The following is a 25,394-nucleotide window of genomic DNA, read 5'->3' as shown; positions in this document are numbered from 1 at the left end:
CAGACATATAAGACGATTCTCAAACAGGCCCTCAACGCCCCAGCCAGGCCAGGCGAGTCCGCCAGATCACCGGTGCGCCACGCACCAGCAAGCCGATGGCCAGCAAGTTGGCCAGCGAAACCAGCAGGAACAGCAGAGCGATACTGTGCAGCCAGCCCAGGATCAGCGCACTGGCCAATGCCGCCGCCACCATGTAAAACCCGTTGATGATGTTGTTGGCGGCAATGGCTTGTGAACGAAAAGCCTCGGGGCTGGCCGTCTGCAGCCAGGTGTACAGCGGTACGGTAAAGAAGCCGCCAAAAAAGCCCAGAAGGGCCAGGTCGATCATGTGGCGCCAATGCCCGGCTTGCTGCAGAAAGCCGGCAATATCCAGCAAGGCGCCCTGATAACGTGGCAGGGCATTGAGTGCCAGGTCACATCCAGCCACCGACATGCCGAGACTGCCCACCAGCACCAGCCCCAGCTGCAGCTTGCCGTGCGACAGTTTGGCGCACAGCAGCGAGCCGGCGCCGATGCCAAGGGAAAAAATCGCCAGCATCAGGGTGTAGACGTCGGCATTGCCGCCGAGGTGCAGGCGGGTAAAGGTCGGCAGCTGGGTGGTATAGACCGCGCCCATGAGCCAGAACCAGGAAATGCCCAGAATCGCCGAGCGCACCTCGCGCATTTGCCAGGCTTGTCCGACCAGGTGCGTGCTGTCAGCCAGCACATTGAACGACAGTTTGAGATGTTGCGCGGTCGGCGGCGCCGAAGGCATGGCCCGGCTGAAGGCGTAGCCGCACAGCGCTGTGGCCAGAATGACCGAAGAGGCCACCAGCGGTCCGTGGTGCATCATCAGGCTGCCAATGATCTGGCCAAACAGAATGGCCAGGAAGGTGCCCATCTCGATCAGGCCATTGCCGGCCACCAGCTCGTGCCCTTGCAGATATTGCGGCAGCACCGAATACTTCAGCGGGCCAAAAAATGTCGAATGCGTCCCCATCAGAAACAGGGCGGTCATCAGCAGACCGGCAGAGTGCAGGAACAAACCGGCCCCGGTCAGCAGCATGATGCCGATCTCGGCCAGTTTGACGACGCGGGCAATGGCGGCTTTGTCGAAGCTCTCGGCCAGCTTGCCGGCGGTGGCGGAAAACAGGAAAAACGGCAGGATGAACACCCCGGCGGCCAGATTGACCAGTTGCTCTGCCGGCAGGCCCGCCGTCGACAGTCCGTAGTAGCTGATCAGCACCACCACCGCGGTGCGCAGCAAATTGTCATTGAATGCCCCCATGAACTGCGTGCCGAACAGGGGCAAAAAGCGTCGGGTGGCAAAGAAACTGAAACCGGATGTCACGTGAGCGGGCTCCTGGGAGGGGGTCGCGGGATTAATGATCTTCGTCCTTGCTGGCCTCGGTGCGGTCATCATCCATCAGGATGCGGTGCGCCGGGCCTTCCATATCGTCAAACTGTCCGCTGCGCGTCGCCCACCAGAACACCACGCCGATGACGAAGGTCAGGACGATACTCAGCGGAATCAGCAGATACAGACTTTCCATCAGGTCTTCCTTTTGATCAGACGCAGGGCGTTGGATACCACCAGCAGCGAGCTGCTTGCCATGCCGAGACTGGCCAGCCAGGGCGTGACATGCCCGCTGACGGCCAGGGGCAGGGCGATCAGATTATAACCCGCCGCCCACCACAGATTCTGACTGATAATGCGCCGCGTTCTGGCGGCAATGTCCAGCGCCTCCGGAATCAGCGACAGGCTGTCATCAATCAGGACCATGTCGCCACTGGCGCGGGCGACATCCGTTCCGCCGCCCATGGCAATCGACACATCGGCACGGGCCAGCACCGGCGCATCATTGATGCCATCGCCCACCATCAGCACATGCCGCCCCTGGGCCTGCAGGTCACTGACATAGTCCAGCTTGTCCCGCGGCGTCGCCGTGGCGCGCCAGGCGTCAATCGCCAGCTTGTCTGCCAGTCTTGCCACCGTGGCCTCGCCATCGCCACTAAGCAGATGAACCCGCAGGCCTCGCTGCCGCAGCGAGGCGATGCTGGCCGCGGCTTCTTCGCGCGGCTGGTCGCCAATGGCCAGTCGAGCCACGACCTGCTCGCTGTTGCCCAGCCAGATCAGGCTGTTGCCCGCCTGCCAGTCATCTTCCTGCAGGTGCTGACCGGACAACTCGGCGACAAAGGCGGCGTTGCCCAGCCGCCAGGTGCGGCCTGCAATCTGGCCTTCGACCCCCCGCCCGGGGTGGTTTTGCAGCGCCTGGGCCGCCGGACAGTCCGGCGCATCGGCCAGAATGGCCCGGGCCAGCGGGTGCTCACTGCCGGACTCCATCTGACGGGCCAGGGACAGCACGGTGAGCTCGTCGAACGACGGTGACAAAGACTGCCAGGCCAGCAGGCGCATCTTGCCGTCGGTCAGGGTGCCGGTCTTGTCGAATACCACGTCGGTGGTGCTGACCAGTGTCTCCAGCGCATGCCCCTGTGTCACCAGCACACCTGTACGCGCCAGACGCCCGCCGGCCGCCGTCAGTGCCGTCGGCGTGGCCAGGGACAGGGCGCAAGGGCAGGAAATGACCAGCACCGCCACCATGATCCACAATGACCGCGAGGGATCGATGAACTCCCAGGCGATAAAGCTGCCCAACGCCGTCAATAACAGCAGGGCGACAAACAGACTGGCAAAGCGGTCGGCCAGCACTGCCATGCGCGGTTTCTGTGCCAGCGCCTGATCCAGCAGGCGCGTAATGGCTGCCAGACGGGTGTTTTGTCCGGCCTCGGCTACCTCGACAACCAGCGGGCTGGTCAGGTTGACGCTGCCGGCAATCACCGGACTGCCCGGCGCCTTGTCGATCGGACGGCTCTCACCGGTCAGCAGCGACTCATTGCTGCTGCTGTGACCCTCCAGAACGCAGCCATCCACCGGAATGGTCTCGCCCGGCCGGACCAGCAGACGGGCGCCGGGGTTGAGCATGCTGACCGCCACCTCCACCGTCTGGCGCGAGCCCGGCCAGTCGATCAGTTGGTGGGCAAAGGCGGGGATCAGCTTGACCAGACTTTCCAGCGCCTCGCCGGCCTTGCGGCGCGCCATGCCTTCCAGATAACGCCCGCCCAGCAGCAGGAAGACGAACATGGATACCGAGTCGAAATAGACCCCCTGGGCAATATGTTCGATCAGGGCCCAGGTACTGGCGCCGAATGCCGTCAGAATGCCAATGGTGACCGGCGTGTCCATGCCGACCCGGCGCGCCTGGAGGTCGCGCCAGGCGCCGCGATAGAACGGCAGGGCGGAGTAGAGCATCACAGGCAGGGTCAGCAGGAAGCTGGCCCAGTGCAAAATCCACAGAAAGCGGGGTTCGATCTCGTTGCTCTGGGCGACATAGATCGGCACGGCGTACATCATGACCTGCATCATCGACAGACCGGCCACCCACAGCCGGTTGATCGCCTGTTTGCGCTCCTTCTGCATCAGGGCTTCCTGGCGGGCGCTGTCGTAGGGATGGGCCCGGTATCCGATGCGACCGATGGCTTCAAGCAGGCGGGACAATGGCAGACGGCCACGGTCCCAGCGTACCCGGGCCCGGTGACTGGTGTAATTGATGTCAACCGACATCACGCCGTCCAGGCGCAGCAATTGCTGCTCGATCAGCCAGACACAGGCGGCACAGGTCACGCCCTCCAGCATCAGCGCCGCCTCGTGAACGTCGTTGCCTTCATCGCGGACGAAAGCGCGCTGCAGATCAGTCTGATCGTAGAGGGCAATCTGCTGCAGCAACTCGGCCGGCAGGGCTTCGGCTGGCTGACCACTGGCTTCACGATGGCGATAATACTCATCCAGCCCGGCATCGATAATGGTTTGCGCCACGGCCTGGCAGCCGGCACAACAGGCCGGCCGTTCTTGCTTACCTTGATGGATGCGGAAATGGCTGTCGGGCGGCACGGGCAGGCCGCAGTGGAAACATTGCTCTGTCATAGCGTGCTATTGTAATGGAATATGCGATGTAAAGCAGGTCTGCGCATCGCCAGTCACTCTTCGGGAATCTCATGTCTATGAAAGCCATCGTCCAGTCCGCCCCTGGCGGCGTGGGCACACTGACGCTATCCACCATTGAACGCCCCATTCCGCAAGAAGGCCAGCTGTTGATCCGCGTGCATGCCGCCGGGGTCAACCGGGCCGACATCGTCCAGCGCGAAGGGCATTATCCGGCGCCGCCCGGCGCTTCGGCGATCATGGGGCTGGAGGTTGCCGGCGAGGTGGTCGAGGTGCGTGGTCCCTCGGCATTCAAGGTGGGGGATGCGGTCTTTGGGCTGGTGCCCGGCGGCGGTTATGCCGAATATGCGGTACTCGACAGCGCGCTGGCCATTGCCAAGCCGGAGCGGCTGAGTTGGGTGGAGGCAGCCAGTTTGCCGGAGGCCTGGATGACCGCCTGGTTCAACCTGGTCGAAATCGGCCATCTGGCAGAGGGTGAGCGCGCCTTGATTCATGCCGGCGCCAGTGGTGTCGGCGCCGCAGCCATCCAACTGGCGCGCATGCTGGGCGCCTCTGTGCTGGCAAGCGCCGGATCGGCAGACAAAATGGCCTTCTGCAGCCGTCTCGGGGCCGAGCATGTTTACAACTGGCGTGATCTGGAACACTTTGCGCCGATGGTCAGGCAATGGGGGGGCGCCGATCTGGTTCTGGATCCGGTGGGCGGCTCCTACCTGGCAGAAAACATCGCCTGCATGAACCCTGACGGCCGGCTGATTTTTATCGGGGTCATGGGAGGGGCTCAGGCCTCGCTGAATCTGGCTCAGGTGCTGGTTAAACGTCTGAGCCTGCGGGGTTCGACGCTCCGGCCGCAACCCCTTGCCGTCAAGGCGCGCCTGGCATCGGCGCTGGCACAACATGTCCTGCCGGCCCAGGCTGCCGGCCGGGTGCAAATGACGGTTGATGCGGTTTATCCGCTTTCCGAGGTGGCAGAAGCCCATTTACACATGGAAAGTAATCGCAACCTCGGCAAAATAATGCTTCACGTAGAATGACCTGCAACAACTGATGACATTGTATTCGCTTTGCGGTACATTCCCATGCAGAGGGTCGTCGAGACCCTCTGAATGACCTGGTTCGGATGAGATGGGGCGGCTGGCTGACAGTCGCCCGTTTTTTATTGCAGCCACTCGATCAGGGCAATTTCCGCGGCAAAATCCAGCGATCGCAGCGTGTCCAGCAGCGGGCGCCAATCCTGTTCCGCCGCCTGACTGACCCAGTAATGCTCGACGATGAGCCACAGCCCCCGACAGTCTTGTGGCTGATCGAAGTGATGGCCGGCCAGAGCCAGACGCAAACGGTCGCAGGCCTGCTGGTCGAAGCGATGCTTCATGCGCGCCTGTTCGACCTGCAGCAGGGCGCGGTAGCGTGCCAGCTGACGCGCTTCCAGATCGGCCTGCGGGCGCCAGTTGCCAATCTCTTGCTGCAGGCGCGGCAAAGCCTGCTGCCATGCGTTGTAGAGCAGGTCGCGGAATCGGGCGTTGTCGGTAAACGACAGCGCATCAAATGGCATGGCCGGCATGCTGCCTTCGGACAGCAGGCGCTTGCCGAGCCAGATCTGGCCGTCAGCTTCGCGGCGCACCTCGGTGCGCCAGCTGTCTTCCTCGCCGGTTGCCTGGTTGCGCACATAGACCTCGACGCAGGGGGCGGGTGCCAGGTCGGGCACGAAACGGACCTGAATGTCGAACAGTGCATGTTTCGCCAGGTGCAGCAATTGCAGCCCCTGCTCATGTCCGACCAGCAAAAACTGCTCGCCCTGATCATAAACGGCCACATCGCCGGGGTGGCTGGCCGGTTTGACCAGCTGGGCGCCCAATTCGGCGGCCAGTTGATTGATGTCTTGCTGCGGGCTGTCGTAGCCGGTGCGGTAGCCTTGATGGCAGTGCCAGAGAGCATTCCAGTCGTACATCGTCAACTCCTGATATAGATCGCGCGCAGTTTATCCGCATTTCACATGGAAGTCATAGTGCGGTTGCAACATTCCATGTGCTAAAATATTACGTTTTCCCCGCTCTTATTATTTTCGGCAGAGTTCAATGATCCGTCAGATTCGCAACATCGCAATTATCGCGCACGTTGACCATGGTAAAACCACCCTGGTCGACAAGCTTCTTCACCAGGCCGGCACCTTCCGCGAAAACCAGCATGTCGCCGAACGCGTCATGGACAGCAACGATCTCGAAAAAGAACGGGGCATTACCATTCTGGCAAAGAACACCTCCATCGAGTACGAAGGTGTTCACATCAATATCGTCGACACCCCCGGACACGCTGACTTCGGCGGCGAAGTCGAACGCGTACTGGGCATGGTGGATGGCGTGCTGCTGCTGGTCGACGCCGTCGAAGGCCCGATGCCGCAGACCCGTTTCGTCACCAAGAAAGCGCTGGCCCTGGGCCTGCGCCCGATCGTGGTCGTCAACAAGGTAGACCGCCCCGGCGCCCGTCCGGACTGGGTAGTCGACCAGACGTTCGACCTGTTCGACAAGCTCGGCGCCACCGATGAGCAACTGGATTTCCCGGTCGTGTACGCCTCGGCCCTGAACGGCTTTGCCACCCTGGATTTGGCCAACGAATCGCCGGACATGCGCCCGCTGTTCGATGTTGTGCTGAAGAACGTGCCGCTGCCGTCCGGCGACATCAATGCCCCGTTGCAACTGCAGATTTCCGCGCTGGACTATTCCACCTACACCGGTCGCCTGGGTGTGGGTCGCGTGCTTAACGGCAAGATCCGTCCGGGCCAGGTGGTTGCCGTCATGAACCACGAAACCCAGGTGGGCCAGGGCCGCATCAACCAGGTGCTGGGCTTCAAGGGTCTGGAACGCGTACCGGTCGACGAAGCCGGCGCCGGTGACATCGTCATCATCTCCGGTCTGGAAGATATCGGTATCGGCGTGACCATTGCCGACCGCGACAATCCCATCGGCCTGCCGATGCTGACGGTCGATGAACCGACCCTGACCATGGACCTGATGGTCAACACCTCGCCGCTGGCCGGTACCGAAGGCAAGTTCGTCACCAGCCGCCAGATCCGCGATCGTCTGACCAAGGAGCTGCTGACCAACGTGGCACTGCGTGTCGAGGACACCGAAGACGCCGATGTATTCCGCGTTTCCGGCCGTGGTGAACTGCACCTGACCATCCTGCTGGAAAACATGCGTCGCGAAGGCTTTGAAATGGCCGTCGGCAAGCCGCGCGTGGTCTTCAAGGACATCAACGGCGAAAAGTGTGAGCCGTACGAAAACCTGACCATCGACCTGGAAGATTCGCACCAGGGCAGCGTGATGGAAGAACTGGGCCGTCGCCGTGGCGAACTGCAGAACATGGAGTCTGACGGCAAGGGCCGCACCCGACTGGAGTACCACATTCCGGCCCGCGGCCTGATCGGTTTCCAGGGCGACTTCCTCACCATGACCCGTGGCACCGGCCTGATGTCGCACGTCTTTGATGACTACGCACCGGTCAAGCCGGACATGCCCGGCCGTCATAACGGCGTACTGATCTCGCAGGATACCGGCGATGCCGTGGCCTACGCCCTGTGGAACCTGGAAGACCGCGGCCGCATGTTCGTCAGCCCGGGCGACAAGCTCTATGAAGGCATGATCATCGGCATCCACTCGCGTGACAACGACCTGGTCGTCAACCCCCTCAAGGGCAAGAAGCTGACCAACGTGCGCGCCTCCGGCACCGACGAAGCCGTTCGTCTGACCACGCCGATCAAGCTGACGCTGGAATCGGCCGTTGAATTCATCGACGATGACGAACTGGTGGAAATCACCCCGCAAAACATCCGTCTGCGCAAGCGCTACCTGCAGGAACACGAACGTCGCAAGGCCTACAAGAGCGACAACAGCAACGGCTGATGGCGAGAAAGAACAAGAGCGGCTCCGGTGGGGCCGCTTTTTTTATTTCCCGGTCTGCTGCGCAAACCATTGGCGCAGATAGTCGATCAGCACCCGCACCCTGGCTGGCATCGGCCGCAGCGGCGGATGTACCAGATAAATGGGGGCTCGGGGCAAGGCATAATCTGCCAGCACCCTGACGAGCGCCCCGGCGGCCACCTCCTCACGCACCAGATAATCCGGCAATTTGACATAGCCGGCTCCCGACAGGGCCAGTTGGCGCAAAGCCATATAGCTGTTGACGCTATAGCGGCTATGCATCTGGATCCGGTAGGACTGCGAGCGATGACTGAACAACCACTCGCCGGCGGCACGGTAATGGCTATTCAGCACACAAGGGGCGTCCAGCAGATCATTCGGCGTCTGCGGCAAACCGCACTGTGCCAGCCGTGACGGGGCAATCACCACCCACTCTTCCAGCAGCCCGAGCGAATGCGCCACCAGACGCTCATCCACCACCGGTCCCACCCGGATGGCCAGATCAAACCCGTCACCCAGCAAATCACGCGCTTGCTGACTCAGATCCAGCTCGATTTCCAGCCGGGGGTATTGTTGGCTGAATTGCCGCATCAGTTCCGCCACGAATACCACGCCCAGACTGGTGGGCACGCTGAGCCGCACCAGCCCTGACAGATCACTCTGCAGGTCACCAACGGCACGCTGAGCCTCGTCAAAGGTATCTCGCAGCTGCTGACAATAGGACAGATAGCGCTGCCCCGCCTGCGTCAGCGTCACGCGGCGGGTCGTGCGATGCAACAGCAACACCCCCAGCGCCTGCTCAAGCAGGCTGACCTGCTTGCTGACATAGGCCTTGGACTGTCCCAGACGCGCAGCCGCCGCGCTGAAACCGCCATACTGCGCCACGGCCAGAAAGGTCATGGACCACTCGAATTTTGGGGTTATTGTTTCCATATAGATGACATTATATCCGCTCGCAGGCGATTTATCCGGGCCAGAGTGGCCAGTACACTGCAAACACGTCGACACATTGTCAATCAGGAGATGCAAATGAAGGTACTGGTTTTTGGTGCAAACGGCACGATCGGCAAAGCGGTGAGTGCCGAGCTTTCGCAACGTCACGAGGTGATTGCCATTGGCCGGCAGCATGGTGATCTGCAGGTCGATTTTCGCGACCCGCAGGCATTGGCAGCGCTGTTTCGCCAGGTTGGCAAAGTGGATGCGATTGTCTCTGCGGCGGGCGGGGTCCCCTTTGCGCCACTGGGCGAGCTGGATGCCGCCACGACAAAGCAGGGCCTGGACGACAAGCTGATGGGGCAGGTCAACCTGGTACTGCAGGGGCAGCACTGGCTCAATGATGGCGGCTCGATCACCCTGATCAGCGGCATTCTGTCGATTGACCCGATCGTAGCCGGTTCGGTGGCCTCCCTGGTCAACGGCGCCGTGGAGTCCTTTGTTCGTGCGGCCGCCATCGAGCTGCCGCGCGGTCTGCGCATCAATGCCATCAGCCCGACGGTTCTGGAGGAGTCCATGGACAGCTACGGTCCGTTCTTCCGCGGCTTTGTCCCGGTACCCGCTGCCAGGGTGGCGCAGGCCTACAGCAAAAGCGTCGAAGGCGCCCAGACCGGGCAGATCTACCCGGTACGCTGAACCGTCGTTGACAGATAGCGCTGCAACTGCGCATCGAGACGCGCCCCGAGCAGGGCGCGCCATTGCCGCAGCAGATCCGGCGGCAATGGCGCGTCATCATCCGTCGGTACCTGCAACAAGGACGGCAAATCCTGGTCCAGACCATGTTTTCCGGCAGAGGCCTGCATCAGCAGCCGGTCCAGAGCGCTCCAGAAAGTCGCCCCCTGGGTATAAAACCAGGGATAGGCGGCCGGGTCGCCTGCCTGATACGCCTGCTGCCATTGCAACAACCCCCGCTCAACGGGTCGGTTTTCATCCACGAAGCGCGCACTCAGCGCTGTCGTCAATGCAGTGGGCAGGGCACTGTGTTGCAGGGTTTTCAAGGCGTAATACTGCGCCAGACTCTCGTCATACCAGGCCGGATGCGCCGCCAGTCCCTTTTGCGCTGCCAGCAAATGAAACTGCTCGTGCGCGACGGTCATCAGACTTTGTGCCTGACGTCGCACCAGCATCTCTCCCTCAGGAACCAGATAACCGGCCAGCAGGCTGGCCTTGCCGGCGGCGCCGGCCACACGCCCCTGTGACACGGCCATCTGCAGCCAGACCAGCAGCAACGGCTCAGTCACGGGAAGTTGCAGCAAGGACTGCTGATAGGACAAGGCCTGCTGCTGTAACGACGTCAGGCCCAGCGCGGCGAAGCGGGCCGGCTGGTCGGCCAGCACCGTCAGCGACGAAGAGGAGGAGAGCACCGGCCAGCTGCCCAGGGCAAAAAAGGCCGGGGCTTGCCCGGTCTCCGGCAAGGGCCAGCGATCACCCTGCACCTGCCCGCCGCCAAACACCTGCGCTGCCGGCACACCCGCAATGCGCAGACCGGCATCCGGGTCGCGCTCGGGCCGCAACAGACTGACACTTTCGGAAAACAGCCAGCGAGCCTCGCCCGGAAAATACAGACTCTGCTGGCGTGAAGGATCCAGCTCGCCAGCCTGAGCACGCGCAAAATGCACCTCCCACCGGATCGTCCGGCAGCCTGCAGGCTTGCGCCAGCGGTCTCCCTGCCGACGCAGGGGACGCGCGCCACAGCGCACCTGGGCAATCTGTGGCGTCAGACCCCAGCGCTGACCTCGCAGCGACAACCAGCCGGCGGCTGACTGATCCGCTCCCAGCGTCAATACGGCATGCGCCCGCTCCGGGTGAGCGGGCTCGAGTGAGATTTGATAGTCGCTGGCGGCAGCGGCCAGCGCGGGAAACAGCAGAACCATCAGGCGAATCGTCAGGGACATGGCATTCAGGGGAGCAGCATCGGAACACCATCAGGCAATGCGCGCCGTACTTGGTTCCTAGTCTGCCTTGAATCCACCTCGTGCCATGCAGCGCTCATAGCGTCCGTTGACGCGCGTAGCAAACCATTCTGTACTCAGCTGACGGGTAAATTTCGGGCTGATCAGCACGATTTGCGGAATGATCTCGCGCGCGACCTTGCGGCCGGCCTGACGATCTGCCGCGGCAAAGACCCGCTGATAAAGCGTGGTCTGCTCGAAACTGGACAATTTCTCCTGTTTCAGGTCGCGTACCACGTCGGCAACACTCATCTGCAGACGATCGGCCATGCCGGAAAGCACTTTTTGCGTGGCACTGGCCTGGCCGGAGAATACCCGGTTCATCTTGTTGCTGTAGAGCATCAAATCGCCATCCAGAGCCAGTTTCTGCCCGGACAGGCGCGCCACCGCAGCCTGAAAGGCGGCATTGCGGCTGCTGTAACGACCGGCATTGTAATCAGCAAAACGGTAAATCATCCGGTCGTACGGCGCAGCGTACTGCAACAGAATCGCCGTGCCGAAATACACACTGCCACGCAGGCTGAACACTTCATCACGCAGATTGGCGTAACTGTAGGGATAGGGCCATGCCTTGATCTGGGTCTGAGCAAACGCCACGCTGACCTGCATCGGCCCACCGTCACGGATCGGATTCTTGGCCAGCAGCAAGTCCTGGCCATAAGGCATTTCCCGCACCATATCCTCGTATAGCTGATTCATCTGCCGCTTGGTGCGCAATGCGTTCACCCGCTCCTTGTAGCTGCGACCATCCGGTGAGGTCTTGAGCATGGCGGCATCAATAACGAGCTGCGGAATCATGTACTTCTTGCGATGCTCGTCGATTTGCTTCCAGACAATCGCCGACAGATTGGGCACCTCCGGATCCGGACTGAAACCGGACTCTTGCTCGGCGACGGCCAGCACTGCACAGAAATACTGAGGCGCGTACGGAATTTTCAGCTGCGTGAAGGCTGCAAAAATATTCTCCGACCAGGCCTGTCTGGCTGGGATGCCGCGCGGCAGCAATCGGTCGAGCAGGGCACGCCCGGCCTGGGGATTGTTGTAATTGGGCGCCGGCACCGGCTTGGCCGGCACGGCGGCGGGCGGCGCCGGTACAACGGGGGTGGGCAAGGGGGGCGAGACCACTGGCGCAGAGGCCGTTTCCGGCAGCGGTGACGAGGCCGGGGAAACCGGCGCGGGCGGCTGTGTCGCCGCACAGGCAGTCAGCAGCAGGGGCAAGAACAGAGGGCGCAGGCGTCGCAGCAGCATGATCAACTCATCATTTTTGAGACAAAGTGATCATTTTACGTTGGCACGATGATTCCTGCAGAGTGTTTGAGGTGCTCCTTGAGCAAGAACAAGGGCTGGCGGCCTTCTCCACGCCTTTTCTTCTCATGTCTGAAGCTGTACTGCAATGTCGTTGTCATTATTGCGCAGTAAAATGCATGGTCATTTTCTTACCCAATTCTGACCCGACTATTGACGTGTGAAATTTTCCCACATAAACTCCATCTCAACATCAATCATCTCGTCAATGAGCCGCGCCATGCACAGCACAGATGCCGCTTCATCCACCGGTTGCCAGACATTGCATTCCGAAGACTTCATTCATCTTGAAGGCGGGCGTCATGCCATTCTCATGCTGCACGGCCTGTCGGGCTCGGCCACCGAGGTGATGTACGTCGCCAAACAGCTGAACCGGCGCGGCTACACCGTTCGTATCCCGATCCTGCCCGGCCATCAGACCTCAGTGCGAGATCTGGCCAACACCACCTGGCAAGCGTGGTACCAGACCGCGGAGAACCATTTCGAGGCACTGGCCGAGAACTACGCCCGGGTGTCGGTTTCCGGTCTGTGCATGGGTTCGGTCCTGGCGTTGTATCTGGCTTCCCAGAAGCGCGAGCGCGTCACCTCGGTGATCGCCATGTCGACCACGCTGGCTTATGACGGCTACTCGATGCCCTGGTACAGCTTTTTGCTGCCCCTGGTGCTCTACACGCCGCTCAAGCACGTCTGGTCGTACAAAGAGGGCGGCAATTATGGCGTCAAGAATCCGACCATTCGCAAGCGGGTAGCCAGCACCATGGCCAAAACGTCCACCACCTTTTACGACCGGACTCCGGCCACCAGCGTGCTGGAAATGCGACGCATGATCCGCGCCACCAAGCAGCGACTGGGCAAGGTCACGGCACCGGCACTGATCCTGCACGCACAGGAAGACGAAGTCGCCAGCGTACGCAATGCCGACTATCTCGAACGCCACCTGGGCTCGTCCTATACGCGCAAGGTCATCCTGGATGACTGCTACCATCTGATCACCGTCGACAATCAGCGCGCGCTGGTGGCGGAAGAGGCCGCCAGGTTCCTCAGTCAGCAAGACGAACGCGCAAAATGCGAGTCGCTCGTCCTGCAGGCCCGCCAGTCCCTGTCACTGGACAACCGCCTGTCGCAACGAGGTCAGGCCTGCGGCATGGCCGCCTGAGCCCGCACCTCGCTCACCCCACCCTAAACATGGCCACGGGAGGCGTCTCCCGCGGCCATCGATCGCCATCATGTCACCACAAACCCGAGCCATCGCGGAAACCCCGCCTGGCGTACATGTCGACAGTACGCAACTGGGCAAAACCATTCACTTCATTCAGCTCGATGGCGGACCGCACGCCGTACTGTTGATCCACGGCCTGGCCGGGAATGTTTTCGAAGTCATGCACGTCGCCAGATCGCTCCACCAGCAGGGTTACACCGTTCGTATTCCGGTCTTGCCGGGGCACGGCCAAAGCGTCGCCGAACTCGCCCAAACCCGCTGGCAAGACTGGTACCAGGCCGCCGAGCATCATTTCGAGGCATTGTGTGCCGGCCATGCGCACGTTTCAGTCGCCGGCCTGTGCCTCGGTGCCCTGTTGTCGCTGCAACTGGCGGCACGCCAGAGTACGCGCGTGGCATCGGTGGTCGCCATGTCCACCACACTGGCCTATGACGGTCCCGCCATCCCCTGGTACAGCTTTTTGCTGCCCCTGGTGCTCTACACACCGCTGAGACGCTTCTGGTCATACAAGGAAGGGGGCAACTATGGCATCAAAAATCAGGGCATGCGCAAGCGGATGTCCGAAAAAATGGGGGAACGATCCCGTGTCGCCTATAGCCGGACGCCGGCAGAAAGCATTCGGGAAATGCGCAGCCTGATGCGGTCAACCAAACGACGGCTGCGCGACATCAGCGCACCCACCCTGATCCTGCACGCCCGCGAAGACAACGTCGCCAGTCCGCGCAATGCGCACTATCTCGCTCGCCGGCTGGGCTCATCACATGTCGAAAAACTGATTCTGGAGGATTGCTACCATGTCATCACGGTCGACAATCAAAAGGGACTGGTGGCAAGCGAAGCAGGGCGCTTCATCGGCGAGCGGGCGGCAGCATCGCCGGTTCCACCCTGCCCGGGCAGCGGGCAACCGCCTCGGCAAACGGTCAATCACGCCGGCCTCATGTTGCCACTCGGCACACAAATCGGCGCATTCTGACAGCACGAAGCCCCCCCCGGGGGGGGCATCAGGACAGGTGCCGCTGCATCAGCACCGGGATCGACTTGGAGGTCGGGGTATTGCTTTGTATGCCGACACTATCCAGGGGGACCAGCGGATTGGCCTCCGGGAAATAGGCCGCAAGACAGCCGGGCGGAATGTCATAAGCCACCAGCAGAAAGCCGGACAGCATGCGCGACACACCGTCATCCCATACAGTGGATAAATCGACGCGATCCCCGTCACGCAACCCGAGGCGCTCGATATCCTGTGAATTGGCAAACACCACGTCGCGCTGGCCATAAACACCCCGATAACGATCGTCCAGCGCGTAGATCGTGGTGTTGTACTGATCATGCGAACGGGTCGTCATCAGCACCAGCAGTCGATCGCCATGCTGACGACGTGCCCGGTGAATCGGCGTATCCCGATCCAGCGCATGCACCTGAAACTGCGCTTTGCCCGACTCGGTACGCCAGACCCGGTCCCGCGAGGCGACGCCGAGATGAAAGCCCCCCGGCGCCAGGATACGCTGATTGTAATCCGCGAAATCCTCAAACACCCTGGCAATTTCGTCACGAATCAGGCTGTAGTCACCACACAAGCGAGCCCAGTCCAGCGGCGCCTTGCCCAGGGTGGCCTGCGCCACGCCGCACAGAATGGCCACTTCGGAGCGCAGCGCCGCCGACGCCGGCTCTTTGAAGCCGCGTGATGCATGCACCATGCTCATCGAATCCTCCACCGTCACGCACTGCGCCACCCCTTGCTGCCGATCGATCTCGCTGCGGCCAAGCGTCGGCAGAATCAGCGCCGCCTTGCCATGCACCAGATGGCTGCGATTGAGTTTGGTGGTGATCTGTACGGTCAGCTCGCACTGGCGCAGGGCAGCAAAAGTACGCGGGGTGTCTGGTGCCGCCATGGCAAAATTGCCCCCCAGCGCCAAGAACACCTTCAGATCGCCGGCCAGCATGGCCTGAATCGTCGCCACAACATCCAGTCCGTGATGACGCGGCGGCTCAAAACCATACACAGCGGCCAGCCGGTCCAGAAAAGCCGGGGCAGGGCGCTCCTCAATCCCGACGGTACGATTGCCCTGCACATTGGAGTGACCCCGCACAGGACACAGCCCGGCACCCGGTCGGCCGATCATGCCGCGCATCATCATCAGATTGGACAGCATCTGAATGGTCGGCACGGAGCGCTGGTGCTGGGTCAGGCCCATGCCCCAGGTGCTGATCACCGCCTGGCCACGCACGAAAATTGCGCTCAGTTGTTCGATCTCTTCACGACAGACCCCGGACTCCTCGACCAGGGCCGCCCAGTCTTCGCCGCGCAAGTCAGCGGCAAACTCGGCGAAGCCGACGGTATGCCCGGCAATGAAGGCCTCATCCAGCACACGCGGAGCGCCGTGGCGCTGCGCATCATCATCCAGCTCGACCACCCGCTTGGCCAGCGCCTTGATCAAGGCAAAATCGCCGCCCAGGCGGGGACGAATAAACAGCGAGCACAATGGGGTACTGCCGCCGGCCAGCATTTCCGCGCTGTGCTGCGGACTGGTGAAGCGCTCCAGGCCGCGTTCGCGCAACGGATTAATCGAGACAAGGGTGGCCCCGCGCCGGGCGGCTTCCCGCAGTTCGCCCAACATGCGCGGATGATTGGTCCCGGGATTCTGACCGAAAATCAGGATGGTGTCGGCCAGTTCAAAATCCTCCAGCGTCACCGTCCCCTTGCCGATGCCGACCGTGCCCGGCAAGCCACGGCTGGTGGCCTCATGGCACATATTCGAACAATCCGGGAAATTATTGGTACCGTAACGGCGGGCAAACAGCTGCAACAGGAAGGCGGCTTCATTGCTGGTCCGGCCAGAGGCATAAAAAGCCGCCTGATCCGGACTCGGCAAGGCCTGCAAATGGCGGGCAATCAACGCAAACGCCTGATCCCAGCTGATCGGCAGATATTTGTCGCTCTGCGGGTCATAGCACATCGGCTCGGCCAGCCTGCCATGCTGCTCCAGCTCATAGTCGGACTGCTGCATCAGCTCGCTGACCGTATGACGGGCAAAAAAGTCGGCCGTCACCAGCTTGCTGGTGATTTCCGCTGCCACCGCCTTGACGCCGTTCTCACAGAACTCCAGCCGATTGGTGTGCTTGCGCTCCGGCCAGGCGCAACCCGGGCAATCAAAGCCGCTCGGCTGATTTTGCTTGAAAAACGCTTTGAGGTTGCTCAGGTCAACCTTTTCCTGGCGCAGGCTGAGGGCGGAAAAGCGGATGGCATCCCAACCGCCGGCGGCTTTGGGATAAGGAAGAATCTTGCCCGGTTTGTTATGCTCGCTCACGCCTTGCTCCATCTGGAAAGAATCAATGGGTAGCTGGCGACTATAGTCCCGTACGACGCATTTGCCTACAGAAGAAAAGGAATCCGCATGAGCCTGCACTGGCATACCCTGGCATATGCCGACACCGATCCGCAGCAGCGCCAGCGGATCCATCAATTACTCGACCTGGTCTGGCCGGCCGAGCCGGCCATCCCGTCTGTTGAGCAGCCCGCCCATGATCTCTCACTGGCTCCACGGTGCATCCTGGGCTGTCAGGACGAGAACTATATCGCCTATGCCGCCATCCTGAGCAAACCGGTTCACGATCAGCAACATCGCTGGCTGGCCAGCGGACTGAGTTGTGTTTGCGTCCACCCGGCACACCGACAATCCGGCATCGGGCAGCAACTGCTGCAGCAGGCCTGGCAATCACTGCGGCGATCTTCCGCCGATTTCTGTGTTTTTACCTGTGACCCGCCACTAAAACGCTTTTACGAACAAGCCGGCTGGCAAGCAATGCCGGGGCTGATTTTGCGGGGAGGGCGGCAGACTGGCGCCCTGGACAGCCTGAGCAGCGGCAAGACGGTCTTGCTGCGCCCCATCTCGGACAAGGCTCATCAGTCCATGGCGCGGTTTGCAAGCGGAGAGCTGGATCTGGATCTGCCACTCGGACAATTTTGGTGAAGGAGAAGTATAACGGCGGGGGTTGATAGAAAACGTACGTTTTCAAATTACGCAAAATAAAAGTGGAGGCATAAAAACCTCCACTTTCTTGTGCTTGCTGTAACCTTGTTTCTGTCGCTTCTTGCGATCGGTGAAGGGCTTGCAGCGTTGCAGCTCCCGGGCGAACTTGGCGACCGGATTGATTCTTGCCGTTTTCTGTCGCATGACAACTCCTGTGAGTGAGAAGCGGCATGCTACGTCAGACCAGGCGGCCAGTCCAGTCATTGCCCGGGGGGTGGCCAGGAGATGATCTCATCGCGCATTGGGGCGAACTGGCAAAGGCCCGACCTTGCGCCAGACAGGATCAACCGTATTTGACATAATATGTATTATACGAACCATGACATGCTGGTTGAGATCCGCCTCAGGTTCTCTGCGTTCCGAGCCTGATGCAGGACTGAATGCCCCGTCCGGTCAGTCATTCTGGCATCGCGTGCCAGACACGGCTGCCCACTCGCGGTGAAATACCCTTTGCGTCTGTCGGGACTGGCCGGCCATCCGGGTGCCTCCTTGCATGATGGCCGCGCCGCTACAGTCTTTCCACCGCCAACAACCGCGCCAACCACCGCGCCAGAAATGGCTTAAATCGTCGTGGCCCTTTGCTTATTTCCGGCCCCTAACCACTTTGACAAAAAATCCGCGCAGATTTTAGATTTTGCTTGCAACGGCAGCTTAATAAAAAGCCAGTCGGACTTAAACCAAATCACACAAGGAGTAAATGGCAATGCGCGACATGAGCAATTCTGAAATCATGTTAGTCAATGGTGCCTGGGGTCCGTCTGGCGCCGTGGTGGGCGGCGTCTCTGGCGCAGCGGGCTATCTCGGATCGGTGGTAACCAGCGGGCAGTTCAGTTGGGCACAACTCGGCGTATATACCGCAGGGGGCGCTGTTCAGGGTGCCATTGCCGGTCCGGTGGGCGCTCGTGCCGCCTACTATGCTCCCAGAATTGCGGCGGCAACCGGCGCGATTGCCGGCAGTCTGTAACCCGCAATAGCACAGGGCTGATGCAAAATAATGACCTGCAGTCATATCATTCGGCATTTCCCGGCAATCATCTGATTGCCGGGAAATCATTTCGAGAGCGCTTTATGCAGCAAAATAACGGGTATCGCCATGCGTGCAGGAAATCGCACCGAATAAAATTCATCTATTTCTATATATTGATGCTGCTTGTCGCGATGGCCGCCTATCAATCCGGCATGCCATGGTTTGCTTTATCCATGGCCGTCGGCGCCATCACGCTGATGGCCTGCGGGGCATCGCCATGCAAATCCGTCGGGGACGTAAGATCTGCACTCGGCGCCCCCGATCATCGGCTGAAAAGATTTTTCTTCGAAAACAGTGTTCTGCTATTCGTCATTATTCTGCCATTTATCCTCAAGTGGCTGTTTTACTGACGTCAGCCCCCTCCCCCGTCTGTGGGCAGCAACATGGCCAGCAGTTGCCGCTCCAGCGCCTGTTGAAAGGCGGGATGGTCCGCCCATTCAGAATGTTCCAATACACCGGCACGTAGCGTGCCGATCAAACTGCGGGATGCCACATAGGCTTCGGCTTCGCTCAGCAGACGCATGTCTGGAGCCTGCCGATCGAGCAGGCATTGCGCCACATGGCTCTCGACGGCGGCGATAACCGGATACAGGTTGAGCAATACCTGTCGCTGGAAAATGGCACAGGCAATCTGTCGGCGGATGGCGCGCCGATGATAAAAGGTCTGCATCAGAAATCCGACCAGGGCACCGGCTAATCCCGTCGTCGCGGCACCGGCATATTCGTCGAACAAGGCATCGATTTCACCAATCATGTGCTCGGTCTCATGCCTGGCCATGGCCAGCAGAATGGCCTCCTTGTTGCGGAAGTACTGATACAAAGTCCCGACACTAAAACCCGCTACTTCGGCGATGCGGTTGGTGGTCAGTTTGTCGACACCTTCGCGCAAAATAATCTGAGCTGTGGACTCGAAAATCAGCTTCACCGTCAGCCTGGCACGCGCCTGCTTCGGTTTTTTTGTCATTAAATCAATGGGTTGATCTTTGTTTTCCGACATATCCAACGCCTTGGTAAATGCGAGTATGAAAACTGAATGGAATTCATAATAATGAAACGCAATAAAAACACCATATGCTCGAAGCATCTTTGACCTGGATGGTCTATATAGACAAGAAACATCAAGGGCCGTTATGACAACGATATATAACAATGTCGCCGCCCGGTTCGAGCGACTCCCTGCACCTTTCGCCAAGCGCTGTCTGTCCGCCCTGATCTGTCTGACACTGTCGGCCTGCGCCGTCGGCCCGGACTATCAGCGCCCGGACGTCTCGGTGCAATCCAGTTGGCAAAGCCCGACCGATCAAGCCGATGAAGCCCAGCTTGCCGTCTGGTGGCAGCAGTTTGCCGACCCCAGACTAAGCCAGCTGCTGCAACTCGGTCGCGACAACAGTCCAACCCTGCAAAGTGCGGCCGTTCGTATCGCCCAGGCGCGAGCGCAACTGGGCATCTCGCAAGGTGCCGAATGGCCGGTTGTTCAACTGTCATTCAGCCGCAGCTACAGCAAGCCGGACCTGGCCAACCAGCTACAGGGCAAAACCGGCGGCGGCACCACGCAGCAACTCAGCCTGCAAGCCTCCTGGGAACCAGACCTGTGGGGCGCTGCCCGTCGCGAAGTTGAGGGCAATGAAGCCAGCTGGCTGTCGACCGTCGCCGCCTACCAGGCGGCCATGGTAGCGCTGGAAGCCAATATCGCCACCACCTACTTCAATTTGCGCACGCTGGAGCAACGCCTGCAGGTCGCGCAGGACAACCTGAAGCAACAAGCGGAAAACCTGCGCATTGCCAATGCCCGCTTCCGTGCCGGCGCCTCCAGCGAGCAGGATCTGCGCCAGGCTCAGGTCCTGTACGAGCAAACCGGCGCCAATTTGCCGACACTGCGTGCCGCCCTGCAGCAAGCGCAACACGCGCTGAGCGTGCTGGTTGGCCAGACCCCGGACTACTATCAGCGACAGTTTGCTGCCGCAGCCCCCATGCCCAGTGTGCCGACCGGCGTCCCCTCGGGGATTCCGCGCGACTTGCTGCAGCGGCGGCCGGATGTGCTGCAGGCCGAGTATGCAGCAATCGCCCAGTCGGCGCGCATCGGTCAGGCCAAGGCCGCCCTGTTCCCGAGCTTCTCCCTCGGCGGCAGCTTCGGTTTTCAGTCCTCGGACAGCGGCAGCAATCATCTGGATGACCTGTTCAAATGGCATAACCCGGTCAGCAGCGCCACGGCCGGCCTGTTGATGCCGATTTTCAATCATGGCCAGCTGGTCAATCAGGTGCGGGTACAGGATGCTGCCTTCGAACAGGCGATCCTGAATTATCAGAACCAGGTGCTCGGTGCCCAGCAGGAGGTGGAAGACGCGCTGTCTGCCATCGCCGGCAACCGCGAATCGCGCCAGCGCCTGAATGCCGCGGCTGAAGCCGCCCGACGCAGCACCGTACTGGCACTCGAACGCTACAAATCCGGCGAATCGGACTTCACCACCGTGACCACCGCCTATCAGGCCCAGCTACAGGTCGAGGACGGCCTGGCCCAGGCACAAGGCAATCTGCTGCAGTCCTTTGTCGCGGTTTACCGCGCACTGGGCGGCGGCTGGGACGGCAAGCTGACGGCATCCCTGCCGGACAACATCACCAAAACCATGCGGGCGCGCACCAACTGGGGTGACGCGCTTGATCTTCCGAATAGCCAGAGACCCGCACAATGAATACGAGCCCTCGTTCTGTCTTTCTGATGACCTTCACCGCCCTGCTCTGCCTGGCGTGCAGCGACAAGAAACCGGTCGCCGAACCGCCGCTGCCGCAGGTGGTGTTTCAGCAACCGATTCAGCGTGAAGTGACCGACACCATCCAGCTGGATGGCACCGTGGCACCTTCCGAATCCGTCAATCTGGTGGCGCGCGTCAGCGGCTATCTGCAATCCGCACCGTTTGCCGAAGGGGCCCAGGTCAAACAGGGGCAACTGCTGTTTGTCATCGAACCGGATCCCTATCAGCAGCAAGTCAAGCTCAACCAGGCCAAGCTGGATCAGGCGCGATCTGAGTACCAGCGCCAGCAGGTGCTGATGAAGGAAAACGCCACGGCGCAATCCAGCGTCGAATCGGCACTGTCAAACCTGCAACAGGCCGAAGCCAATTTGCGTCTGGCACAGATCAATCTTGATTACACCGCCGTACGCGCCCCCTTTGATGGGGTGATCGGCAAACGGACCGTGGATGTCGGCAACTATGTCGGCGCCGGGGCCGGGGGGACCGTGCTGGCCACCCTGACGCGCCTGCGGCCCGCCTATGTCAACTTCTCGGTCAATGAACGTGATCTGCTGCGCCTGCGCAAGGCGGGCGTTGACAAGGAAGGAACCGCCAAAGCCGGCGTCGGCAAGATCAAGGTCGGCGCGGCCCTCCAGGGCGAGGCCACGCCATCCGAAACCGGCGAACTGGATTTCATCGACAATACGCTGGCCGCCGCCACCGGCAGCCTGCAGCTGCGCGCCAAATTCGACAACAAGGATTTGCACCTGATTCCGGGCCTGTACAGCAAGGTATTCATTGGCATCAGCAAGCCCCATCAGGCGCTGCTGGTCCCGTCATCCGTGGTCCTGAATGACCAGTTGGGCAACTACGTCTATGTGGTGGATGCCGACTCGAAGGTCGTACGGCGCAACGTCAAAACCGGTGCAGACTTCGACCAGTTGCGTGAAATCACCGACGGTATTTCGGCATCTGACCGTGTTATCACCCAGGGCCTGAGCAATGTGGGCGTCGGCCAGAAGGTGGCTGCGCAGGCTGATTCCGGCAAACCCGCCCAGTAAATGCGGCAACGAGAAAGCACAATCTGATGATTGCCAAGTTTTTTATTGAACGACCGATTCTGGCCAACGTGATCGCCTGGATCACCGTGCTGATCGGTGCGGTGTCGGTGTTTGGCCTGTCGGTATCGCAATACCCGCAGCTGACCCCGCCGACCATCTCGGTGACGACCACCTACCCCGGGGCCAGCGCCCTGACCGTACAGCAACTGGTGGCGCGCACCATTGAACAGCAGGTCAATGGCGTTGAAGGCATGATTTACATGCAGTCGACCTCCTCCAACGACGGGCGCTACACCCTGACGGTGAGTTTTGCCGTCGGGACTGACGCCGACCAGGCCCAGGTGGCGGTACAGAACCGGGTCAATGCCGCCGTGCCGCTGCTGCCGAATGCCGTGCAGCAACAGGGGGTGGTGACCAAGAAGAAATCCACCAGCATCCTGCAGATCATCACCCTGTCCTCCGACAAGCCGGAAATGGACGGCTTGTTCCTCAGCAACTTTGCCAGCCTGCAACTCAAGGACCGCCTGAGCCGTCTGCCGGGCGTGGCCGATGTCACCGTTTTCGGTGTCGGCCAGTACAGCATGCGGATCTGGCTGGACCCGCAACAGATGAAACAGCGCGGCCTGGTGCCGGCTAATGTCATTGCCCAGGTCAACAAGCAAAGCCAGCCTATCAGTGTCGGCCAGATCGGCGCACCGCCGGCCAGACCCGGCCAGGCGCAGCAATTGACCGTCAACCTGGCGGGGGCGCCGAATTCCGCCGCCGACTTCGGCGACATCATCCTCAAGACGGACAGCAGCGGTGCTGTCACGCGACTGCGTGACGTGGCGCGCATCGAACTGGGCAGCCAGAGCTATGGCCAGTCGTTCACGCTGGACGGCAAGCCGGCGGGGGGCGTTGCCATCTATCAGTTGCCGGATGCCAATGCACTGGCCACCGCCGAAGCGGTGAAAAATGAAATGACCCGCCTGAGCAAGAGCTTCCCGCCCGGCATTCAGTACGATGTGCCGTTTGACACCACGGTGTTCGTCAAGGCTTCGATCGACGAGGTGTACAAGACCCTCTACGAGGCCGGCATTCTGGTCTTGCTGGTGATCATCATTTTCCTGCAGGACTGGCGCGCCACCCTGGTACCGGCCACGACCGTGCCGATCACCATCATCGGCGCTTTCGCCGCCATGGCCGCCATGGGCTTTTCCATCAATCTGCTGACGCTGTTCGCCCTGGTGCTTTGTATCGGGATTGTGGTGGACGATGCCATCGTGGTGGTGGAAGGCGTGGCCAAGCATGTCGAGGCCGGCAAAACGCCTCATGACGCTGCCATCACCGCCATGAAGGAACTGATGGGGCCGATCATCGGCATTACGCTGGTGCTGATGTCGGTCTTCCTGCCGGCGGCCTTCATTCCCGGCATTACCGGTCAGATGTATCGCCAGTTCGCCCTGGTCATCGCGGCCACCGCCCTGATCAGCGGCATTAACGCCATTACGCTCAAACCGACCCAGTCGGCCAAGTATGTGCGCGTGCATGACCACAGCAAGCCAAAGAATGCTTTCTTCCGCGCCTTTGACCGCGTCTATAACCCGCTGGAGGTCAAATACGCCCGTCTGATCGAGCGGCTGGTCGGCGCGCGCAAGACCAGTACCCTGGTGGCGCTGGGGCTGATCGTGGTGGCCATCGTCGGGCTGGCCAAGCTGCCGACCGGCTTTATCCCGACCGAAGATCAGGGCTATATGCTGGTGGCGGTGCAGTTGCCGGATGCCGCCTCGATACAGCGCACCGACAAGGCCCTGAGCCAGGTGTCAGAGATCGCGCGCGCCATTCCGGGCGTCAAGCACGCCATCACCATCGGTGGCGTGTCGCCGCTGGACGGCAACGCCTCACTGGCCAATGCCGGTCTGGTCTATCTGACCCTGACCGACTGGGCTGAGCGCGGCAAGGACAAGCAACAGAGTCTGAAGAACATTTACCTCACACTGAACGAACGTTTGCATGCCCTGCCGGACATCCGTCCGCTGGTCATGGTGCCGCCGCCCATTCCCGGGCTGGGCATGTCCGGAGGCTTCCAGATGCAACTGGAGCTGACCGACGGCAGCGGCGACCTGAACAAGCTGTCGGATGCTGCCGATCGACTGATCGCTGCCGCCAAGCAGCGTCCGGAAATCCAGCAGGCCTTCACGCCGCTGCGCACCCAGGTGCCGCAGCTGTCGCTGACCATTAACCGAGCCCGGGCCGAAATGCTTGGCGTGGCGGTCAACGATGTGTATGACGTGCTGCAAAGCTATCTGGGTTCGTCCTATGTTGGTCAGTTCTCCAAATTTGGCCAGAACTACACCATTTATGTGCAGGCTGATCAGGACTTCCGCATGCGCAGCGAGCAGATCTCGGCGCTCACCGTACGCAACAGCAGTGGCAATATGGTACCGCTCGGCGCCTTCCTGTCGGTGAAACAGGTCAGCGGCCCGGCACTGATTTCGCAGTACCAGATGTACCCGACGGCAACCATCAACGGCGCGGCCGCCAACGGCTACAGCTCGGGTCAGGCACTGACGGCCATGGAAGAAGTGGCGGCCGAAGTCCTGCCACAGGGCGTCAGCTATGAGTGGACCGCCCTGTCCTACCAGGAGAAGCTGGTGGGCAGCTCGGTGGTACTGGTCTTCGGTCTGGCTATTCTGCTGGTCTATCTGGTGCTGGCGGGCCAGTACGAAAGCTGGTGGCTGCCGGTGCCGGTGATTCTGGCCGTACCGATGTCACTGGTCGGCACGGTCACTGTGCTGTGGGCGGTAGGGCTGGCCAATAACATCTACGTTCAGATTGGTCTGGTGTTGCTGATCGCCCTATCGGCCAAGAATGCCATTCTGATCGTGGAGGTGGCGCAGGAGATGCGGCATGAGGGCCATGATCTGGTGCATGCGGCACTGGAAGGTTCGCGCCGCCGCTTCCGCCCGATTTTGATGACCTCGTTTGCCTTCATTCTCGGCGTCGTGCCGCTGATCCTGTCCAGTGGCGCGGGTGCCGCCGCACGCGTCTCCATCGGCCTGACCGTTTTCAGCGGCATGCTGGCTTCGACCGTGCTGGCCGTTGCCTTCGTGCCGGTGCTGTATGTGGTGATCGTCTCCTGGCGCGAACGCCGCACCGGCAGCAAGGCCGTCTGACCCTCCCCGACCTCGGCAAGGACTCCCGC

21 protein-coding genes are annotated in these 25,394 nt (G+C 61.0%); 11 read left to right on the top strand and 10 right to left on the bottom strand.

All coding sequences use genetic code 11. The features are described 5' to 3' along the window. Positions 1-31: 31 nt before the first annotated feature. Genes JNO51_RS08090 through JNO51_RS08080 form a run of 3 tightly spaced genes read right to left on the bottom strand, consistent with a single transcriptional unit; the run spans position 32 to position 3,961 of the window. The gene (locus JNO51_RS08090; RefSeq protein WP_252346213.1) at positions 32-1,330 is read right to left on the bottom strand and encodes an MFS transporter; all 1,299 of its coding nucleotides are present in this window, start codon (positions 1,328-1,330) and stop codon (positions 32-34) included. Between the two features lie 31 nt (positions 1,331-1,361). Further along, a complete protein-coding gene (gene ccoS, locus JNO51_RS08085) occupies positions 1,362-1,532 on the bottom strand; it encodes a cbb3-type cytochrome oxidase assembly protein CcoS (protein ID WP_215782501.1) in 171 nt (56 codons plus the stop codon). After that, positions 1,532-3,961 carry a heavy metal translocating P-type ATPase gene (locus JNO51_RS08080; protein ID WP_215782500.1) on the bottom strand — a complete coding sequence of 810 codons (2,430 nt, stop codon included), beginning with the start codon at positions 3,959-3,961 and terminating at the stop codon, positions 1,532-1,534. The genes ccoS and JNO51_RS08080 overlap by 1 nt, the downstream gene beginning before the upstream one ends. Before the next feature lie 71 nt (positions 3,962-4,032). Between JNO51_RS08080 and JNO51_RS08075 the strand changes: the two genes are divergently transcribed. Beyond that, the gene (locus JNO51_RS08075; RefSeq protein WP_215782499.1) at positions 4,033-5,010 is read left to right on the top strand and encodes an NAD(P)H-quinone oxidoreductase; all 978 of its coding nucleotides are present in this window, start codon (positions 4,033-4,035) and stop codon (positions 5,008-5,010) included. A gap of 122 nt (positions 5,011-5,132) precedes the next feature. Here the strand turns inward: JNO51_RS08075 and JNO51_RS08070 are convergent, their stop codons facing one another. After that, a complete protein-coding gene (locus tag JNO51_RS08070; protein WP_215782498.1) occupies positions 5,133-5,924 on the bottom strand; it encodes a hypothetical protein in 792 nt (263 codons plus the stop codon). Between the two features lie 130 nt (positions 5,925-6,054). Here JNO51_RS08070 and typA point away from each other — a divergent pair, with 130 nt between their 5' ends. Continuing rightward, positions 6,055-7,875: a translational GTPase TypA gene (typA, locus tag JNO51_RS08065; RefSeq protein ID WP_215782679.1), complete on the top strand. Its 1,821-nt coding sequence runs from the start codon at positions 6,055-6,057 to the stop codon at positions 7,873-7,875. A gap of 42 nt (positions 7,876-7,917) precedes the next feature. On the opposite strand, the gene JNO51_RS08060 is transcribed toward typA, so the two are convergent. Next, positions 7,918-8,793, bottom strand: coding sequence for a LysR family transcriptional regulator (locus JNO51_RS08060; RefSeq protein ID WP_215782497.1), 876 nt, complete (start codon positions 8,791-8,793; stop codon positions 7,918-7,920). Positions 8,794-8,922: 129 nt separating this feature from the next. Here JNO51_RS08060 and JNO51_RS08055 point away from each other — a divergent pair, with 129 nt between their 5' ends. Then, positions 8,923-9,522: a short chain dehydrogenase gene (locus tag JNO51_RS08055; protein ID WP_215782496.1), complete on the top strand. Its 600-nt coding sequence runs from the start codon at positions 8,923-8,925 to the stop codon at positions 9,520-9,522. On the opposite strand, the gene JNO51_RS08050 is transcribed toward JNO51_RS08055, so the two are convergent. Together JNO51_RS08050 and JNO51_RS08045 are read right to left on the bottom strand one after the other, a co-directional pair. Then, positions 9,507-10,781: a hypothetical protein gene (locus JNO51_RS08050; RefSeq protein ID WP_215782495.1), complete on the bottom strand. Its 1,275-nt coding sequence runs from the start codon at positions 10,779-10,781 to the stop codon at positions 9,507-9,509. The two genes, JNO51_RS08055 and JNO51_RS08050, sit on opposite strands and share 16 nt — an antisense overlap. Before the next feature lie 57 nt (positions 10,782-10,838). Continuing rightward, on the bottom strand, positions 10,839-12,086 hold the full coding sequence (locus JNO51_RS08045) for a DUF1615 domain-containing protein (protein WP_215782494.1): 1,248 nt from the start codon (positions 12,084-12,086) through the stop codon (positions 10,839-10,841). A gap of 277 nt (positions 12,087-12,363) precedes the next feature. Between JNO51_RS08045 and JNO51_RS08040 the strand changes: the two genes are divergently transcribed. Together JNO51_RS08040 and JNO51_RS08035 are read left to right on the top strand one after the other, a co-directional pair. Further along, entirely contained in the window at positions 12,364-13,299 is a 936-nt protein-coding gene (locus JNO51_RS08040) for a carboxylesterase (protein WP_215782493.1), read from the top strand. Positions 13,300-13,369: 70 nt separating this feature from the next. Then, complete coding sequence (locus JNO51_RS08035; RefSeq protein WP_215782492.1) at positions 13,370-14,335, top strand: carboxylesterase; 966 nt, start codon at positions 13,370-13,372, stop codon at positions 14,333-14,335. A gap of 28 nt (positions 14,336-14,363) precedes the next feature. Here the strand turns inward: JNO51_RS08035 and JNO51_RS08030 are convergent, their stop codons facing one another. Beyond that, positions 14,364-16,670, bottom strand: a complete 2,307-nt coding sequence (locus JNO51_RS08030) for an FdhF/YdeP family oxidoreductase (protein WP_252346212.1) — start codon at positions 16,668-16,670, stop codon at positions 14,364-14,366. An 87-nt stretch (positions 16,671-16,757) separates the two neighbouring features. Between JNO51_RS08030 and JNO51_RS08025 the strand changes: the two genes are divergently transcribed. Continuing rightward, positions 16,758-17,333 (top strand): GNAT family N-acetyltransferase, encoded by a 576-nt coding sequence (locus JNO51_RS08025; protein ID WP_215782490.1) that lies wholly within the window; start codon positions 16,758-16,760, stop codon positions 17,331-17,333. A 42-nt stretch (positions 17,334-17,375) separates the two neighbouring features. Here the strand turns inward: JNO51_RS08025 and JNO51_RS08020 are convergent, their stop codons facing one another. Continuing rightward, the gene (locus tag JNO51_RS08020; RefSeq protein WP_215782489.1) at positions 17,376-17,537 is read right to left on the bottom strand and encodes a hypothetical protein; all 162 of its coding nucleotides are present in this window, start codon (positions 17,535-17,537) and stop codon (positions 17,376-17,378) included. Between the two features lie 568 nt (positions 17,538-18,105). Between JNO51_RS08020 and JNO51_RS08015 the strand changes: the two genes are divergently transcribed. Both JNO51_RS08015 and JNO51_RS08010 read left to right on the top strand, forming a co-directional pair. Next, the gene (locus JNO51_RS08015; RefSeq protein ID WP_215782488.1) at positions 18,106-18,357 is read left to right on the top strand and encodes a hypothetical protein; all 252 of its coding nucleotides are present in this window, start codon (positions 18,106-18,108) and stop codon (positions 18,355-18,357) included. A gap of 20 nt (positions 18,358-18,377) precedes the next feature. Beyond that, complete coding sequence (locus tag JNO51_RS08010; protein ID WP_215782487.1) at positions 18,378-18,770, top strand: hypothetical protein; 393 nt, start codon at positions 18,378-18,380, stop codon at positions 18,768-18,770. A gap of 2 nt (positions 18,771-18,772) precedes the next feature. Here the strand turns inward: JNO51_RS08010 and JNO51_RS08005 are convergent, their stop codons facing one another. Continuing rightward, positions 18,773-19,504, bottom strand: coding sequence for a TetR/AcrR family transcriptional regulator (locus tag JNO51_RS08005; protein ID WP_215782486.1), 732 nt, complete (start codon positions 19,502-19,504; stop codon positions 18,773-18,775). Between the two features lie 46 nt (positions 19,505-19,550). Between JNO51_RS08005 and JNO51_RS08000 the strand changes: the two genes are divergently transcribed. From JNO51_RS08000 to JNO51_RS07990, 3 genes are read left to right on the top strand one after another with little or no spacing between them, the layout of a single operon-like run. Further along, on the top strand, positions 19,551-21,110 hold the full coding sequence (locus JNO51_RS08000) for an efflux transporter outer membrane subunit (protein WP_215782485.1): 1,560 nt from the start codon (positions 19,551-19,553) through the stop codon (positions 21,108-21,110). Further along, the gene (locus tag JNO51_RS07995; protein WP_215782484.1) at positions 21,107-22,210 is read left to right on the top strand and encodes an efflux RND transporter periplasmic adaptor subunit; all 1,104 of its coding nucleotides are present in this window, start codon (positions 21,107-21,109) and stop codon (positions 22,208-22,210) included. The genes JNO51_RS08000 and JNO51_RS07995 overlap by 4 nt, the downstream gene beginning before the upstream one ends. Before the next feature lie 26 nt (positions 22,211-22,236). Beyond that, complete coding sequence (locus JNO51_RS07990; protein ID WP_215782483.1) at positions 22,237-25,365, top strand: efflux RND transporter permease subunit; 3,129 nt, start codon at positions 22,237-22,239, stop codon at positions 25,363-25,365. Positions 25,366-25,394 lie beyond the last annotated feature (29 nt).

Source organism: Paludibacterium sp. B53371 (assembly GCF_018802765.1).
In the GTDB taxonomy this organism is placed as follows: domain Bacteria; phylum Pseudomonadota; class Gammaproteobacteria; order Burkholderiales; family Chromobacteriaceae; genus Paludibacterium.
Note: the sequence above shows the minus strand (reverse complement) of the source record. Positions and strands in the feature narration are given on the sequence as shown.

Bases quoted from the DNA above. Each gene is read 5' to 3' on its own strand.
- ccoS (WP_215782501.1), bottom strand. From the start codon at position 1,532: ATGGAAAGTCTGTATCTGCTGATTCCGCTGAGTATCGTCCTGACCTTC.
- JNO51_RS08080 (WP_215782500.1), bottom strand. From the start codon at position 3,961: ATGACAGAGCAATGTTTCCACTGCGGCCTGCCCGTGCCGCCCGACAGC.
- JNO51_RS08075 (WP_215782499.1), top strand. From the start codon at position 4,033: ATGTCTATGAAAGCCATCGTCCAGTCCGCCCCTGGCGGCGTGGGCACA.
- JNO51_RS08070 (WP_215782498.1), bottom strand. From the start codon at position 5,924: ATGTACGACTGGAATGCTCTCTGGCACTGCCATCAAGGCTACCGCACC.
- JNO51_RS08060 (WP_215782497.1), bottom strand. From the start codon at position 8,793: ATGACCTTTCTGGCCGTGGCGCAGTATGGCGGTTTCAGCGCGGCGGCT.
- JNO51_RS08055 (WP_215782496.1), top strand. From the start codon at position 8,923: ATGAAGGTACTGGTTTTTGGTGCAAACGGCACGATCGGCAAAGCGGTG.
- JNO51_RS08050 (WP_215782495.1), bottom strand. From the start codon at position 10,781: ATGTCCCTGACGATTCGCCTGATGGTTCTGCTGTTTCCCGCGCTGGCC.
- JNO51_RS08045 (WP_215782494.1), bottom strand. From the start codon at position 12,086: ATGCTGCTGCGACGCCTGCGCCCTCTGTTCTTGCCCCTGCTGCTGACT.
- JNO51_RS08040 (WP_215782493.1), top strand. From the start codon at position 12,364: ATGCACAGCACAGATGCCGCTTCATCCACCGGTTGCCAGACATTGCAT.
- JNO51_RS08035 (WP_215782492.1), top strand. From the start codon at position 13,370: ATGTCACCACAAACCCGAGCCATCGCGGAAACCCCGCCTGGCGTACAT.
- JNO51_RS08025 (WP_215782490.1), top strand. From the start codon at position 16,758: ATGAGCCTGCACTGGCATACCCTGGCATATGCCGACACCGATCCGCAG.
- JNO51_RS08020 (WP_215782489.1), bottom strand. From the start codon at position 17,537: ATGCGACAGAAAACGGCAAGAATCAATCCGGTCGCCAAGTTCGCCCGG.
- JNO51_RS08015 (WP_215782488.1), top strand. From the start codon at position 18,106: ATGAGCAATTCTGAAATCATGTTAGTCAATGGTGCCTGGGGTCCGTCT.
- JNO51_RS08010 (WP_215782487.1), top strand. From the start codon at position 18,378: ATGCAAAATAATGACCTGCAGTCATATCATTCGGCATTTCCCGGCAAT.
- JNO51_RS08005 (WP_215782486.1), bottom strand. From the start codon at position 19,504: ATGCTTCGAGCATATGGTGTTTTTATTGCGTTTCATTATTATGAATTC.
- JNO51_RS08000 (WP_215782485.1), top strand. From the start codon at position 19,551: ATGACAACGATATATAACAATGTCGCCGCCCGGTTCGAGCGACTCCCT.
- JNO51_RS07995 (WP_215782484.1), top strand. From the start codon at position 21,107: ATGAATACGAGCCCTCGTTCTGTCTTTCTGATGACCTTCACCGCCCTG.
- JNO51_RS07990 (WP_215782483.1), top strand. From the start codon at position 22,237: ATGATTGCCAAGTTTTTTATTGAACGACCGATTCTGGCCAACGTGATC.